We start from the raw sequence: 16191 nt of genomic DNA on the forward strand, positions 1-16191 counted from the left end.
GACGGACACACTGCAGACAGCTTAGCCGCAAGAAGTGTGATTCTCCCATCCCCGGGTTACATCCGTGTGGTTCGCTCCGCCCGGTCCCGGTGCCGGTTTCCGGCCAGGGCCGGGAGGGTCCTTGGCGGTGTGCGGCGTCCGGAGCGAAGTTGTTATTTGAGGGAATTTCATTTTCTAGGGATTAGTAGTGTTAATAACTGCTGTGGATACTGTGGATAACCCTGTTTGGCGGTGCGATTCCGGGGTTAAGCCCTGTTCATGGACTGTGGGTGGAGCAGGTTTTAAACAGGGTGTGGATGGGGATAACATTTTTTTCCGATCCGCTGATCCACAGACGCCTTAAGGGTTTTAAGCCCATTAACCGCGGTTGTCCCCTTAACTATCCACAGGCTTGTCCACAGGAGCCTGTTAATAAGGTAAGAGTGCGCGGTGCGGACTGCCTAGGAATTGCGCTGCTGCTGCTTGATCCGGTTGGTCAGCTCGGTCACCTGGTTGTAGATCACCCGGCGCTCGGCCATCAGTTCGCGGATCTTGCGGTCCGCGTGGATGACCGTGGTGTGGTCGCGGCCGCCGAGCTCCTGGCCGATCTTGGGAAGGGACATGTCCGTGAGCTCACGGCACAGGTACATGGCGATCTGCCGGGCTGTCACCAATGTCCTGGTCCGCGACTTGCTGCAAAGCTCCTCCATGCTGAGCTTGAAGTAGTCGGCAGTCTGGGTCAGGATCTGCGCGGAGGTGATCTCCTGGGCCCCGTCATCGGTGATGAGGTCCTTGAGCACCATCTCGGCCAGGGCAACGTCGACCGGCTGGCGGTTCAGGCTGGCGAAGGCCGTGACGCGGATCAGTGCCCCCTCGAGTTCGCGGATGTTGCTCGAGATCTTCGAAGCGATGTACTCCAGGGCATCGTCCGGGGCGGAGAGGCCCTCGCTGAGGGCCTTCTTCCGGAGGATCGCGATCCGGGTTTCGAGTTCCGGCGGCTGGATGTCGGTCAGCAGGCCCCATTCGAACCGCGACTTCATCCGGTCCTCGAAACCAGCGAGCAGCTTGGGCGGCTGGTCGGAGGTGATGACCACCTGCTTGTTGTTGTTGTGCAGGGCGTTGAACGTGTGGAAGAACTCCTCCAGCGTCCGGTCCTTGCCGGCCAGGAACTGGATGTCATCGATCAGCAGGACGTCCACGTTGCGGTAGGTCGTCTTGAAGCTGGTGCCTTCATCGTCGCGGATGGAGTTGATGAAGTCGTTGGTGAATTCCTCGGAGTTGACGTAGCGGACCCGGATCCCGCTGTAGAGCCGGCGGGCGTAGTGGCCGATCGCGTGGAGCAGGTGGGTTTTGCCCAGTCCGGAATCACCGTAGATGAAGAGGGGGTTGTAGGCCTTGGCCGGGGCTTCGGCGACGGCGACGGCCGCGGCGTGGGCGAAGCGGTTGGAAGAACCGATCACAAAGGTGTCGAACACATACTTTGGATTGAGCCGGCCGAATTCGTGGGAGGTGCTTGGCAGCATCGGCTGCGGCTTCAGTTCCACCGAGGGGTCGGCCACCAGGGACAGCTCGACGGCGGGTTCCGGCTCCGGGTGGAGCGGTACCAGATCGGTGTCGACGTCGATCGCGCAACGGATTTCGTCGGAGAAAACGTTCCGGAGGGCGTCGTCGAGGGCTTCCTTCACCTGCGTCTGGAGCACCTCGCGGGTGAGCTCGTTGGGCACGGCGACCAGAAGGGTGGAACCGATGAGGCCCTGGGCCTGGGCGAGGATGACGAAGCCACGCTGCCGGGGTGTCACACGGTGGTCATTCTCCAGCAGGCTCACTACCCGCCGCCAGGAACTTCCGACAGTGTTGGCTTGGTTGGCTTCGTCTACTGTCATCAATCAGTTCCTCAAACTTGCTTGCCTGCATTACCTGCAGCCACAAGTCCCGAACCAGTGCGCTGGCCCCGGCTTAATCCACAGGGTTATGCACAGTCCGTGGATAATCGGCTACTGGGACACTCTAGGCGATGAAAAGTCCAGAAGATAGCTGGGTTCTGTCCTGTGGATAATCACACTGGTGTAGTTCGAAAACGGGGTGCGTGACACACTTCATCCACAGGCTGGGGCGGCGGTTAGCCACAGCTGGGGAAAGTCTGCGGCGCGACCCCCGGTTTGACTCCGGAGGGCAGCAAGCCCTAACGTTGTGAAGTCCCATGTGTACGCTTTTCGCCTCTTTTGTTTCTCTCCCGACGCCCTGCGTCTTGCGAGTCGAGGGAAGCGGCACATACAAAACTTAGCGTCGACCAGTTCTTCCCCTTGATCGGGTGGGCGCACCTTTGATCCCACTGGAGTAACTAACGTGAGCAAGCGGACTTTTCAGCCGAATAACCGCCGTCGAGCCAAGAAGCACGGCTTCCGCCTTCGTATGCGTACCCGTGCCGGCCGTGCCATCCTGGCAGCCCGTCGTGGCAAGGGTCGCACCGAGCTGTCGGCCTAAATAACTGACTCGTCGGTCTACATCCCTGTGCGAGTTTAAAGGTGCTGGCCACCCGCAACCGTCTGAGGACATCAACCGATTTTTCAACAACTGTACGTTCCGGTGTCCGCAATGGACGCCGGAACGTAGTGTTATATACGGTAGCCCTGGCTGCCAATGAACCAAGCCGGATCGGATTCATCGTTTCCAAGAGTGTCGGGAACGCTGTTGTCAGGAACCTCGTTAAGAGGAGACTGAGAGAAGTCGGTGCCTTGTCGTTGCAGAAATACGGCAGCGGGTTCGCGATCGTGGTCCGGGCCCTGCCCGCTGCGTCGGGGGCCAGCTGGGACCAGCTGCGATCGGACTATGACGCCGCCCTTGAAAGCAACATGAAACGGCTGGGCAGCCGCCTTCCTAAGGCTGCTTCTTCAGTTTCTTACGAGACAACACAGGAAGGGACCCCGCGTGCGTAACTTAACTGCCGCCGTCGTCCCTCCTGCAAAATCCGCAGCCGTATGGCTGGGCCGGGCAGTCTGGAATTTGCCCCGCAATATCCTTATCCTGCTGCTTCTGGCGTACCGCAAGGCGATCTCACCGCTGTACGGCCAGGTTTGCCGCTTCTTTCCCAGCTGCTCGGCCTACGCCCTTGAGGCGGTTACGGTCCACGGCGCGGTGAAGGGAAGCTGGCTGGCGGCCAAGCGTCTGTTGCGCTGCCATCCCTGGAATGCCGGTGGTGTGGACCATGTCCCCGCCGGTAAAAACGAGTGGCCCGCAGACCGCACCCCCACAATTGTTGTGCTGAACAATCCGGACAAGTACCTGGCTGCTCAGACTGATGGAGAAGGCCGCTCTGCGGCCTGACGAATAGGGATATCGTATGGATTTCTTTGAAACAATCATGTTTCCGTTCAAGTGGCTTGTGTCCGCCATTATGGTGGTCTTCCACGATGGCCTGAGCGCCATCGGCATGCCCGCCGCCAATGGCTGGACGTGGACCCTGTCCATCATCGGCCTGGTGCTGGTGATCCGTGCGGCTCTGATTCCCGTGTTCGTCAAGCAGATCAAGGCCCAGCGCGGCATGCAGCTGCTGCAGCCGGATCTGAAGAAGCTGCAGGACAAGTACAAGGGCAAGACCGACCAGCTGTCCCGCCAGGCCATGGCCCAGGAACAGATGGCCATGTACAAGAAGCATGGCACCAACCCCTTCTCCGCGTGCCTGCCCATGCTGATCCAGATGCCCTTCTTCTTCGCTCTGTTCCAGGTCCTCTCCGGGATTACGACGGCGGCGACCAGCGGGAAGAGCATCGGCGCGATGAGCCACGAGCAAGTGGTCCAGTTCGATGAGTCCAGCATCTTCGGGGCCCCGCTCTCCGCCACCCTGCTGCACGGCACGCCCGAGGGCGGCAACGTCGTGGCCGTGTGGATCCTGTCGATTGTGATGATCCTGGCCATGACGGCCTCGCAGTTCATCACGCAGAAGCAGATCATGGCCAAGAACATGTCCGAAGAGGCCATGGCCAGCCCGTTCATGAAGCAGCAGAAGATGATGCTCTATGTCCTGCCGATCGTCTTCGGTGTGGGTGGCATCAACTTCCCCATCGGCGTGCTGATCTACTGGACCACCACCAACCTCTGGACCATGGCGCAGCAGTTCTTCGTGATCCGCCGCATGCCGACGCCGGGATCCCCCGCCGCCAAGGCCCTGGCGGAGCGCCGTGCCGCCAAGGGGCTGCCGGCCCTGCCCCTGACGGGCGCCAAGAAGGCCGAAGCAGCGGCCGCTGAAGCCGCGGCCGCGGAGGCCCTGGTGGCCAAGAGCCAGCGCGTCCAGCCACAACGTAAGAACAGGAAGAGGAAGTAATGTCCGCCGAGAGCACCGAACACGCTATTTCCGCTGAAGCCATCGACGAGCAGGACGACGCCTTGAACGCGGTCCAGGACACCGATCAGACCACCGATGAAGGTGCCGAAGATTCCGAGGGCAAGGGAATCTCCGCGAGCCGTCTGGAAGAAGAAGGCGACGTCGCGGCGGACTACCTTGAGGAATTGCTGGACATCGCCGACATTGACGGCGACATCGACATTGAAGTCCGCAACGGACGTACCTACATCTCGATCGTCGCTGAGGAAGAATCGGCCGGCCTGGAGAACCTGGTTGGCAGGGACGGCGAAGTCCTCGAAGCCCTTCAGGAACTGACCCGGCTCGCCGTGCTGTCGGCGACCGAAAACCGGTCCCGGCTGGTGCTGGACATCAACGGCTACCGTTCGGAGCGCGCCGGCGAGCTGCAGAAGATTGCAGAAGACGCTGTCGCTTCCGTGAAGAAGTCCGGTGAAACCGTGGCATTGGCCCCGATGAGCGCCTATGAGCGCAAGATTGTGCACGACGCCGTCGCTGACCTGGGCCTCATCAGCGAGTCCGAGGGCGAAGGCGCCGACCGCCATATCGTCGTCTCCGCCGACTGAACGTGCCGGATAGCTTGATGGTTGACATTACCGAGGCTGAACTGCGGGCAGCACAGGCGATCTTTGGTGACCGCCTGGACCTCGCAAAGCGCTACGTGGAGCACCTCGCCACGTCCGGGACGGAGCGGGGCCTCATCGGCCCCCGTGAGGTACCCCGGCTGTGGAGCCGGCACGTGCTTAACTGCGCCGTGATTGAGAGCCAGATTGCCGAGGGAAGCCATGTGGCCGACGTCGGCAGCGGCGCCGGACTGCCGGGCCTGTGCCTGGCCATAGCCCGACCGGATCTGGAACTGACCCTGATCGAACCCCTTGAGCGCCGGGTCATCTGGCTCCAGGAAGTCGTGGACGACCTCGGCCTGGACAACGTGACGATTATGCGCACCCGCGCGGAACTCGCGGTGGGGATGGTGAACGCCGATGTCGTCACCGCCCGCGCCGTGTCAGCACTGTCCAACCTGGCCGGACTCACCATTCCGCTGCTGGCTGGCAAGGGCGAAGTGGTCGCCATTAAGGGACGCAGCGCCGGCGAGGAAATTGAAAAAGCCGCCAAGGTGATCCGGAAGCTCGGCGGCACCCAGACCTCCGTTGTACTGGTGGGTGAGGACCTCCTCGAAGAACCTACAACCGTTGTCCGAATCGTTGTGAATAAGCCTCAAAAGATCGCCTAGCATCAGCCCGGTGCCCTCGGTCTCCTTGGGTAAGAGGTTAGGCTAGTAACCGGCAGCAAGAGCCGAACGAGAGTGAGTGTGTCACAGTGACCAGTAGCGAAGCCTCCACACAACGGATTCCCCCGTTCGTGTCCCTGGGGTCCGCACGGGCCTTTGCTGCGCCCGCAGTCGCACACGATTACTCCGGAAATCGCACGGCTTCAGTTGCAAAGACCACCGGAATGGCGAGTGTTTCACGTGAAACATCCGTGGTCTCCAGTGGAAATGTCCTCGACTCCATCGATGATTCCAGCCCGATTGCCCGTGAGCTCGCCCATGAGAACAAGCGGCGCGAGCGTCTCCTGGGGCGCGAACTTCCGAAGCCGGAGAAGACCCGGATCTTCACCGTCTCGAACCAGAAGGGCGGGGTCGGCAAGACCACCACAACCGTCAACATCGCTGCCGCCCTGGCTGCTGCGGGGCTGAACGTGCTGGTCATCGACATCGATCCCCAGGGGAACGCCTCGACAGCGCTCGGAATTGAACACCACGCCGACGTTGACAGCATCTACGACGTGCTCATCAACGACATCCCGTTGCAGGACGTTGTGGCACCTTGCCCGGACATCGACAAGCTGATCTGTGCACCCGCCACCATCCACCTTGCGGGCGCGGAGATTGAGCTGGTCAGCCTTGTTGCCCGCGAGCAGCGCCTCCGCCGTGCGATTGACGTGTACTCCAAGGAACGGGCGAAGAACGGTGAGGAGCGGCTGGACTACATCTTCATCGACTGCCCGCCGAGCCTGGGCCTGCTGACCGTCAACGCGTTCTGCGCAGCCAACGAGGTGCTCATTCCGATTCAGTGCGAGTACTATGCGCTGGAGGGACTGAGCCAGCTGCTGAAGAACATCGAAATGATCCAGAAGCACTTGAATGCGGATCTGGTCGTTTCCACCATCCTGCTGACCATGTACGACGGCCGCACCAATCTCGCTGCCCAGGTGGCAGCTGAGGTGCGCGAACACTTCCCGGAGCAGGTGCTCGGCGCTGTGGTCCCACGATCGGTCCGTATTTCAGAAGCTCCCAGCTACCAGCAAACCGTGATGACCTACGATCCCTCATCCAGCGGGGCCCTGTCCTACCTGGAAGCCGCAGCCGAAATCGCGGAACGTTAGAATCTTTTCAAGAATTGCACTAGCTAGAGTCCGGTGATGCCTGGCTCTTCCAATGGAGGGATTTATCCATGAGCGATAAGCGACGCGGCCTTGGCCGTGGACTTGGGGCACTCATTCCAAGTTCCGCCGCGGCTTCCGGCAACGGTTCAGCGCCGTCCCGTCCCGTGGATCTTTTCTTTCCTGAAGCCCGCAAGCGGACACCGGCCCCCGAGGTAGCCGAAGACACCACAGTTGTGCCGGACGAGGAAGCAGCTGCAGCGTCGCAAACACTCTCCCCAACAGCGGCTGGGACTAATTCCAGCGCGCCGGATAAGAAAACCGTTCCCGCGGCCAAGAAGGCGACGGCACGGAAGGCCCCAGCCACGAAGGGCGAGGCCCCCGCTGCGGCGTCCAAGCCGGCAGTGAAGAAGGCGCCCGGGACAGCATCGGTTTCGGACGTTGAAGATCAGGGTGTGGAACTCGTCGAAGTGCCTGGAGTCCGCTTTGCGGAAATCCCGGTCACTGACATCCACCCTAACCGCAAGCAGCCACGTTCCGTCTTCGATGAGGACGACATGGCGGAACTGGTGCACTCCGTCCGGGAAATTGGCGTCCTCCAGCCAATTGTTGTCCGTACTTCAACCGAAGAGGGTGGAGAACCCTACGAGCTGGTCATGGGCGAGCGTCGGTGGCGGGCAGTGCAGGCCGCGGGCCTCGAAACTATTCCCGCCATTGTCCGGGACACCACCGATGATGATCTCCTCCGCGACGCGCTGTTGGAAAACCTGCACCGGAGCCAGCTGAACCCGCTCGAAGAGGCGGCCGCCTACCAGCAGCTGCTGGAGGACTTCGGCACCACCCATGAACAACTGGCCGACCGCATCGGACGTTCACGCCCGCAGGTGTCCAATACCCTCCGGTTGCTCAAGCTTCCGCCGCTGGTTCAGCGCCGAGTTGCTGCGAGCGTCATCTCTGCCGGCCACGCGCGTGCGCTGCTCGCGCTTCCGGATGCCGCCGCGATGGAACGCCTCGCCCAGAAGATTGTTGCCGAAGGCATGTCGGTCCGTGCGACGGAAGAGGCCGTGACCCTCTACCAGAATCCGGCTTCGACACCGAAGAACAACATTCCGCGTCCTGGCGCACGGCACGAGCGCCTGGACTATTTGGCGTCATCGCTCTCGGACCGGCTCGACACCAATGTCAAGATCTCCCTCGGTGCGCGCAAGGGCCGTGTGAGTATCGAGTTCGCAAGCGTGGAGGACCTCAACCGCATTATGGATGTCCTCACGCCCGGTGCCCCGAGGTAGATTAGAACCGCACTTCGAAGGGATCCGTTTCACGTGAAACGGGTCCCTTTGTTGTTGGCCGCGACACCAATTGCCCGTTGTGGTAGTCTCCGCAGCGGTGGTTCTGGATTCTGTTTCTGACTTTCTACCGTCCTCGGGAGGTATCTGATTGCGGCTTCCGGACTACATTTCCCGCCCAAACACGGCTCGGTCTTCGGACAGAACCGGCGCCTTCGTATATTTTGATCGGTACAGCGCTTCGGATTGCGGCCTTCCTGGGCTGCTTGCGGCCGTTGGGATACTGCGGACAACTGCAATGTCATGGGAATCGTGTTCGGCAATCGTGCTCGGCAGGGACGGGCCGGTTGTTGCAGGCCCCGCGCCTGGGCTCATTGTCCTCGGACAGGGAGGATTACTGCAGCGCCAGAGCCCGAAAACTTGGGCGCGGGTTTCACGTGAAACATGAAGTCGTGCCTGATCGGCCCTAGGAAACCGTTGTATCGTGCGGAAGACCGCTGAATTGCCGGCCAGGCCGAAAGACAACCCCCTCTGCTCTGCGCGAGGATGTTGGCACCGACCCACCCACCTGTCACGGATCCGGAAGTGTGCGGATCCGGTCTGGCCCGAGTACGGGCTGCTGACCCCTGGTGGGTGCGAACTCAGCGGCTGTTCTCCAGTTGACGGTGGTGCGCTGGACTTCAGAAGGGTACGGACAGTGGAATCAACTTCGGCCCTGAAGCGGAGTGATCCGTCGACGTCTTCGATGGAGTGATCCACTCACAATGATTACCTGAAACTGCTTCCTCAGACTCTGTGTTGACGCAGTCTCGTGTTTCACGTGAAACATGGAGGGGTAGTTGCGATACAGATGGCGCACTGGCAGGACAGGCGGAGAAACAGTAGGCGGGCCATCGGCTTCGTCGCGCCGTCAGCCCGGAAATGGGCCACAGGGCCCCTACGCGGGCTATAAGCAGGCAAGGCCAGCCCCGGCTTCATCAGGGACGTTGCAGGGGACGCCTAACGGCTTCCCCGGTGCCCTACACGGGGCACAGGACCGTGCTGGTGTCCCCGCGGCATAGCGCGTTGGTGTCGCCACGGCGAGGTCTCCCCCGGTAGCCGGACGCGCTCCGTCTGCCGACCAGATCGCAGTAGCACCCGGACAACATCCTCCAATGCTGATGCCGTCGGCTCTTGAGAATTCCGACAGCCCGTTGGACACCCCAGACATGCGCTCCGCGGGCCCGCCATCGGTGTGAGCGACCTTCAACGGGGCGACGGGTCAGTCATGTGGAGGGCAATTCACCAGGGCACCAGCCGAAGGTGGGTGTGGGGACCGCCGGCGACTGGAGTACCGGCGGGCATCCGACTGGTGATCGTTATTGTGCGGTGCAGGAACCAGCTGTGCCGTCGCAGCGGTAGCGCCAGGGCGACTCCACGGTACCGGTCTCGAAAAGGAGGGTACGGGACGCCCGAGCTGCAGCCCTTCCCTCGTGCGGGGGAATGGCCACATGGTGAACCTGCTGGAGAGGGAAGACTCCCGCCGGGTGATTGCTGCCGCTCCTTCAAGACGATTCCACTTGATCGGAAGGTTTTGCGCGCGGCCGGCACTGCTCCGGCTCGGGGGCCTACGGATTCCGGCACTGATGGCTGCACGCGTCCACACCGTCCCTGGCCGGACGAGGTCAAGAGGAGTGACAAAGTACCATCTGGCTGGCTGGCTGGCAGGTTTGGCGGGCTGGCAGGTTTGGCGGGCTGGCTGGCTGGCTGGCTGGCTGGCTGGCAGGTTTGGCGGGCTTGACGGGATCGCCTGTTCTGGCGGGACCGGAAGATGGCGAGTGCCATTGGCTACTCCCCTGCAAGTCCCCTGACGGAACGTGATCCCGGGCAGGCCTTCCACTCCCGCCTGAGTGAGAATGTTGCTGACCTCGCAGCGCGGGGTGCTGGGTTGCTCGCGCCACTTGCGATCGATGACACATGAACAGGACCGGAGGATCGGTGTCCAGGAAGTGGTGCTCCCTTGCGATGAGCCAGCCTGGTTGGGAAATAGCGGGTGTGGCGCTCCGGCGCGGCGGGTGCAGGCCTGCGACGGAGGACACGGTCCCCCTTCACTGGCCTGAAGGCTGCGGCGATAGTCGCCTGGGCCCGGACCAGTATGTCCAACGGTGGCGAGAGTGGCAGTAGATTGTGGCGTTTGACAACGGTGGATATCCCGGTGGAAAAGCCTGTGGATAACTTTGTGGATTACTCGGAGGTTGGGTGTGGGCATCGCACGTGGCGACGCTACTCCACGGGCGCCGAAGGAGAGCCCGCAATAGGGGTGCCTTCGGCTAGTTGGACGTGTTTCACGTGAAACATTCACAGGCCCCGAACCGTGACCTCATTCACGTCCTGCTGTGCTTCAAAAATCCCCCACTGAAGGTTAATTTTCTGCGGTATTCCGCACTTTGCCGTGTGCAGTTTCGCTGTGACTTTGCCCGGTCGTGAACGCGCATCGATGGGATCGGATGTGTCACGGCCGCTCGTTCGTCGACGAGATGGAAGCGACGGTTCGGCCCACTGGTAAGGGACGGATGGTGAGATTGTGATCAAGGCCTCGCTGCCTGTGGATAACTGTGTGAATAAGTTCTGTGGAGAACTCTGTGGGCATCCGCCCGGTTTCACTTTTGGATGGCATCAAAAGGCGATTCGGGATCTCGTCGGCCTACCCAGAACAGTCCTTCGGATCTCCAAATTCACGACTGCCCTCCGGCCAATCCGTTCACAGTTGTCGTTCCCCCGGGCAGGGCAGGCACCACATGATTGGAACTTTGAGGGGCCGTAGGACTTGGATCTCGGGCCGTGAGGTGCCGCCACAGCAGTCCTCAGCGCCTGTCGGGCGCCGCGCCTGAAGATTCATGCCGGCGGTGAAAGTCGCCCGGGTCTCTCCACCTCAGGGATGGAGGAAGCCACGGCGGGCCAGGTAGCGGCCGTCCCACCACGTCGTCTGGATACGTAACGTGGCTTCTGCCTGGCACGATCTTGCCTGCTCCCCCATCTGGCTGACCAAGGCTGACGAGCGCATTCGTCTGCCGCTCCCCTCTGGCCGGAGGCGAGCGGAGGATTCCAGTGAGGTGGCCACCGTCGCGTGCAAGGCAGCTAGGTTGCCCCTTCCTCCGTGCCCAGCCAAGCGAACACCTCTGGACTTCAGGTTCCGCTGCGTCCTTGTGGAGAATTGGGTGTCGGGTGCTGGTGTGCCAAGCCCGGCTCCTAGGACCAGTGCCAGGAAAACGTAAGCATAGGTTGGTGGTGAGGCGGCAGGCGCTCTGTGGCACCGGGAGTGCAGACGTGGCCAATATCTGACCAATCATTTCGACGCAATCATTTCGACCCAACCATTACAGTCCGAGCTCCGCGGTCCTTCCTAGCCTTCCTATTGCTTCCACCCGGGGCAGGTAGCCGCTGCTCACGGGACGGACGGCGTCCGCGGTTGTCCCCGGTCGCAAGCATGGGCAGCGGCTAGCGGCGGCCGAGCCAGCACAGTGGAGAATTCTCACTATTGGTGATGCCCGAGATAGTAGGATTTGTTGTGTTTCACGTGAAACAGCGAAGTCTTGTGAGTAATCTCGTGGCTGCCGCTGCCGCGGAAACCCGGCCTTGCGGGGTAATCGTCCTTGCTCAACGGGCGCGTAGGGCTTCCCTCGATTGGGGACGGCAGTATGAATCAAGCTGAGGCGCCTCCCATGAGGCCTATGGGGGGTGTGGTTCAGATGATCGGAAGTTCCGGTGTTTCCAGGCGCCAGGCACCAGGCAACAGGTTTGATGCTTCAGGCACGTTGATCCGCCCTGGACGTTTGCCAGTATCCGCACGGAGTTGGTAAACGAGAGCGGAATATCAGTTGGAGCTCATCTTCTCCGCGAGTAGCCCAGCCGGTACACCTAAGGACACCCCGCCGCACAGTGTTTCACGTGAAACATTCCCCAGGGCGGAATCGCCAGTACGTCAGACCCGAGGCGTCACCACGCTAGCCGCCGTGCCTGAAGAGGCGCGACCGCGGCGGTTTGCAGCCTCCGCACGGATGTTTCACGTGAAACCCACCCGAACGCCGCAGGTTTGCTCGGGCCACTCCCCGGCCGGTTTGGCGTTGCAGCCGTTCGGGCATAGGCAATCTGACTGTGGAAGGTGGGTCTTCCATGCCGTGCGGCCGCAGTTCCACATCCCGCGACTGTCGGGGGGGCATCCGATTGACGATTCTGTGAATGCGGAGGTACAAATCGGCGGTCAGGGCGAAGTCCCCAATTTCAGTAGTGCACAGGATCGCGGCGCGTGGCGCCTGCGTGGGGGTCGCTGGTGCGAGGGCGGCAGCCTGCCGCTAGGGCGCAGACGTCGGATCCGTGCGGGACGGCGCGAAATGAGCCGGGACCGGGTTCGTTCGGTGCCCAAATACGCCGGGTGTGGCAAAGGAACGTACCCACCAGACCATCCGGGAAGAGAGCCGGTGGCGGTGCCGGGTTTGGCGAGACTCTACGGTCAGCGTTGGAAGGAGGCGTGCGCAACTCTCGCAGCCACAATGTTCCACGTGAAACATCGGGCCCAGGGTTCCACGTTCTGCGAACAGCGACTATGGCGCGGTGGGCTATTCCGCCTACCGCAGGCCTACGTGATGTTTCACGTGAAACAAGGCCGAGACGCTCGACACTTCATGCTGCTACTCAGCCCATAGAGAGCGGGCCCCTTCCCGCTGAGGGGTAGTTCCATCGATTCCGCAGCGCGATGTCCGGGCAACCCAAGCAAAATTAACAATACGCAAAGGTTGTATGAGCGCGTAGACATCGTGTCACTGGATCACTGTCCTCCTCCCGTCCAAGCCAAAGGCAGCGAAAGTCACCACGAATAAAAAGATGGCCCCTCTTCCTGGAACGGAAGTGGGGCCATCTTGGGGTTTGGTCTGCGCTAAGCCCTGACCAAACAGAGACTAGGACAGAACGTCCGCGAATTCCTTTTCGAAGAACTGCTTGGGACGTGCCCCGATGACAGTGCCCTTTACTTCTCCACCCTGGAACAGGTAGACGGCGGGGATGGACGTAATGCCGTACTGGGCCGCGATCGCGGGGTTGTCATCAACGTTGACCTTGACGACGTCCACCTTCTCGCTGTATTCAACGGAGATCTCGTCGAGAATCGGTCCAAGCTTGCGGCACGGTCCGCACCATTCTGCCCAGAAGTCCACGATGACCGGCTTGTCAGAAGCCAGTACATCGGTGCTGAAACTAGCGTCTGTTACGTCTTTTGCGTTGCTCATAGCCCTGTCTTTCTCTTAGGTTGGGTGCTGCGCGCGCCGTTTAGGCGTGGAAGTCTGCGAGGTAGTGCTCGACGTCAAGGGCGGCTACACAGCCGGACCCTGAGGCCGTGATCGCCTGGCGGTACGTCGGGTCGATGACGTCGCCGGCCGCGAAGACACCCTTGAGGCTGGTCTTCGAAGTGCGGCCCTCGACGGCGATGGTTCCCTCGGGGGTCAGGTCCAGCTTGCCCTTGACGAGGTCGGTGCGGGGATCGTTGCCGATCGCCACAAAGACGCCTGTGACGGCGAGTTCTGTCTCGGTGCCGTCCACGAGATTCTTCAACCGAAGACCGGTGACCTTGTCTTCGCCCAGGACATCCTCGACGCCGCTGTTCCAGATGAAGCTGATCTTCTCGTGTGAGAGGGCGCGGTCGGCCATGATCTTGGAGGCGCGCAGGGTGTCGCGGCGGTGGACGACGGTGACGGACTTCGCGAACTTGGTCAGGAACAGTGCCTCTTCCATCGCGGAGTCGCCGCCGCCGATCACGGCGATGTCCTGGTCTTTGAAGAAGAAACCGTCGCAGGTTGCACACCAGCTGACACCATGGCCGGAGAGGCGCTTCTCGTTGGGCAGGCCGAGCTCACGGTAGGCCGAACCCGTCGACAGAATGATGGAGCGCGCCTGGAAGGTCTCCCCCGAGCCGATGGTGACCGTCTTGATCTCGCCGTCGAGATCCAGTTCGGTGACGTCCTCAAACTGGATTTCGGTGCCGAACCGGGCGGCCTGCTTCTCGAAGTTTTCCATCAGGTCCGGGCCCATGATGCCATCCGGGAACCCCGGGTAGTTCTCGACGTCCGTGGTGTTCATCAGCTCGCCGCCGGCGGTAACGGACCCTGCCAGGAGCAGCGGCTTCAGGTTGGCGCGCGCCGTGTACACCGCGGCGGTGTAGCCCGCGGGGCCGGAGCCGACGATGATGACATCACGTACTTCGGACGCGGTGTTTTCTGCGTTGCTCACTGAACGGTGAACCTCTTCCTTTGTCGATGCGCCCGCCTGGGTGGCCGGCCACATGGCACAACTACTACTTGGTGCTGAATATTCCGGTCGGACGGGGCGTCGCGGGAGGACGCCATCACTCAGGGTACCGTCTGGGCACCGGGGACCGCGGGGTCATTGCCTGGGTTACGGACGAGCTACTGGACCTTGATTTCGGCCAGGCGAAGGCCAAATCCGTAGCGGGTCTTCGGGGCCGCGAGCTTGGGCAGCGTCTTGATCGATACGATGACATACTGCGCGGTGGTGGGCTCAGGCAGGGGCATCGTCAGGTCCGGTGAGGTAAAGCTGTTGCTGCCTACCAGCTTGGCGCCCTCGAGGGACGCACGGTCATTGGTAAAGACGCTGATGCTGCCGCCCGAGGCGCCCAACTGGCTGAGGGTTACCGAGGAGACCTTGGCGGGGCCCTTGAGCTTGACGACGAGGGGGACTTCACTGGCCAGGCCGCCCCAGTTGTCAGTGGCGAATTCCATGTCCGACCAGTAGCTGGCGGCGTTGCCGTCGACGGTCTTGACGAGGTCGCCGTCGTAGGTTCCGGCGAAGTCGAAGTTGCCCAGCCGTGTAACGCCTTCGACGGCGGGCGGACCGGCGGCCGGAGCAGGACTGCCGCTACCCGAGGGCCCTGCCGTGGTCGAACCGGGGGCGCTGGTGGACCCATTGCCGCTCGCTACGGGCTGCGGAGTGCTCTTGAAAAGGCTGCCGAGATTGGTCACGGCAAGAACCAGTCCGACCACGAGGACCGCGGCAAGGAGTCCGCCGACCAGCCAGCGGATGGAACGAGGCCCGCGCTGGGGTTCCTCATCCTTGCCGTAGTACTCGTCATCCGCGGCCGAGCCGTTGCCCCGGGCCGAGCCCGGGAAGAACCCGGGGTCCCGGTCCATAGACGCGCTTCCGGCCGCGGCGGCAGACGCCGGTACGCGATCCTGGTGGGAAGCCTGCCGGTCGTCGGGAGCGGGGTGATCGTAGTCGTCGTCGGACCACAGCGAAACCTTGGGTGTTTCGGCGGGTGCAGGCGGCGTCGAATTGCGTGCAGCTGAGGCGGGGGCACCTCCCTGCACCGGCTGGGGAGCCGTTACCTGCGGGGTGGCCTCCTGGGGCGCAGTGTCGGGGGACTTCGCCTGGGCGGACGCCGCTGCGGCGGCAGCACCGCCGGCCGCGGCACCAGCGAGTCCCGCGGCGCCGGCAGTGGGCGACGACGCCGGATGCGACGGCGCGCGGGCAACGGAGGCAGGGGGCACAACCGGCTTGACGTTCGATGCCGGTGCGGCCTGCTGCTGGTTCTGCCCGTAGTTGATATACCCGGCGTCTACTTCTTCTTCGTCGTAGAGGCCGTCGTAGGTTTCGGGTTCGTTGGACCGCGGCTGGCCGAAGATTTCGCTGCCCAGCGTGTCGGTAAAGAACGGTTCGACGTACGGCGGGTTGGAAGAGACCACGAGGTCCAGCAGGTCAGCAGCCGAGGTGTGATTCGTGATGAGGTATGTCGTGTCGTCGCTGACCCCGAGGTCGAGGATCTGCACACTGCCGGGACGCTCGCCGGTGGCCACTTCCCGGGCACTTTGTGCCACTTGATCCGCGTTGCCGGGCCCGGCCACAAGGATGCTCACGGAACGGTTGAGCACCTGGTCCACACCGTCCAGCACCAGATCCTGGTCATGTGAGGTCAGTACAGTGGCAGTGACCTTGTAACGGCCACCTAGTACTGATCCGACATCGATCGGGTGGGACACGGGTTCCTCCTAGACTGTCCGGGAACTGCTGGACTGATCACTTCATCAGTGACTGCAGGTCGCCCGGTAAGCCGGTGGACCCGTGGTCTGCAACTCCCCTTGTTAGTCTTCGATCCTAGCCGATGCAGTGTCCCGGCCTCGGAAGCACGGCGCTGCGAAGCCT

12 protein-coding genes are annotated in these 16191 nt (G+C 62.1%); 8 read left to right on the forward strand and 4 right to left on the reverse strand.

Translation table 11 applies throughout. The features are described 5' to 3' along the window. Positions 1–440: 440 nt before the first annotated feature. Positions 441–1862, reverse strand: coding sequence for a chromosomal replication initiator protein DnaA (dnaA, locus tag GXK59_RS17465; protein WP_160668642.1), 1422 nt, complete (start codon positions 1860–1862; stop codon positions 441–443). Positions 1863–2325: 463 nt separating this feature from the next. Between dnaA and rpmH the strand changes: the two genes are divergently transcribed. The 8 genes from rpmH to GXK59_RS17505 all read left to right on the forward strand — a co-directional run bounded on the left by rpmH (position 2326) and on the right by GXK59_RS17505 (position 8010). Beyond that, positions 2326–2463: a 50S ribosomal protein L34 gene (rpmH, locus tag GXK59_RS17470; protein WP_003800212.1), complete on the forward strand. Its 138-nt coding sequence runs from the start codon at positions 2326–2328 to the stop codon at positions 2461–2463. 41 nt (positions 2464–2504) lie between these two features. Next, positions 2505–2915: a ribonuclease P protein component gene (gene rnpA, locus GXK59_RS17475; RefSeq protein WP_160668643.1), complete on the forward strand. Its 411-nt coding sequence runs from the start codon at positions 2505–2507 to the stop codon at positions 2913–2915. Next, on the forward strand, positions 2908–3303 hold the full coding sequence (yidD, locus tag GXK59_RS17480; RefSeq protein ID WP_202129155.1) for a membrane protein insertion efficiency factor YidD: 396 nt from the start codon (positions 2908–2910) through the stop codon (positions 3301–3303). Before rnpA ends, yidD begins: the two co-directional genes overlap by 8 nt. A 16-nt stretch (positions 3304–3319) precedes the next feature. Next, positions 3320–4300 (forward strand): membrane protein insertase YidC, encoded by a 981-nt coding sequence (gene yidC / locus GXK59_RS17485; RefSeq protein WP_160668644.1) that lies wholly within the window; start codon positions 3320–3322, stop codon positions 4298–4300. Continuing rightward, entirely contained in the window at positions 4300–4902 is a 603-nt protein-coding gene (locus GXK59_RS17490) for a Jag family protein (protein ID WP_160668645.1), read from the forward strand. Before yidC ends, GXK59_RS17490 begins: the two co-directional genes overlap by 1 nt. Positions 4903–4919: 17 nt before the next feature. Next, on the forward strand, positions 4920–5570 hold the full coding sequence (gene rsmG, locus GXK59_RS17495) for a 16S rRNA (guanine(527)-N(7))-methyltransferase RsmG (RefSeq protein WP_024366980.1): 651 nt from the start codon (positions 4920–4922) through the stop codon (positions 5568–5570). Positions 5571–5656: 86 nt separating this feature from the next. After that, positions 5657–6724, forward strand: a complete 1068-nt coding sequence (locus tag GXK59_RS17500) for a ParA family protein (protein WP_272927726.1) — start codon at positions 5657–5659, stop codon at positions 6722–6724. Between the two features lie 68 nt (positions 6725–6792). Further along, positions 6793–8010: a ParB/RepB/Spo0J family partition protein gene (locus tag GXK59_RS17505; protein ID WP_160668646.1), complete on the forward strand. Its 1218-nt coding sequence runs from the start codon at positions 6793–6795 to the stop codon at positions 8008–8010. Between the two features lie 4931 nt (positions 8011–12941). Here GXK59_RS17505 and trxA read toward each other — a convergent pair. From trxA to GXK59_RS17520, 3 genes are all read right to left on the reverse strand, one after another. Continuing rightward, entirely contained in the window at positions 12942–13268 is a 327-nt protein-coding gene (gene trxA / locus GXK59_RS17510) for a thioredoxin (RefSeq protein ID WP_024366983.1), read from the reverse strand. A gap of 40 nt (positions 13269–13308) precedes the next feature. Continuing rightward, positions 13309–14265, reverse strand: a complete 957-nt coding sequence (trxB, locus tag GXK59_RS17515) for a thioredoxin-disulfide reductase (protein ID WP_160668647.1) — start codon at positions 14263–14265, stop codon at positions 13309–13311. A 176-nt stretch (positions 14266–14441) separates the two neighbouring features. Next, entirely contained in the window at positions 14442–16028 is a 1587-nt protein-coding gene (locus GXK59_RS17520; RefSeq protein WP_160668648.1) for an ABC transporter substrate-binding protein, read from the reverse strand. Between the last annotated feature and the right edge of the window lie 163 nt (positions 16029–16191).

Origin of the sequence: Pseudarthrobacter sp. ATCC 49987 (assembly GCF_009928425.1) — a bacterium.
Lineage (GTDB): Bacteria > Actinomycetota > Actinomycetes > Actinomycetales > Micrococcaceae > Arthrobacter.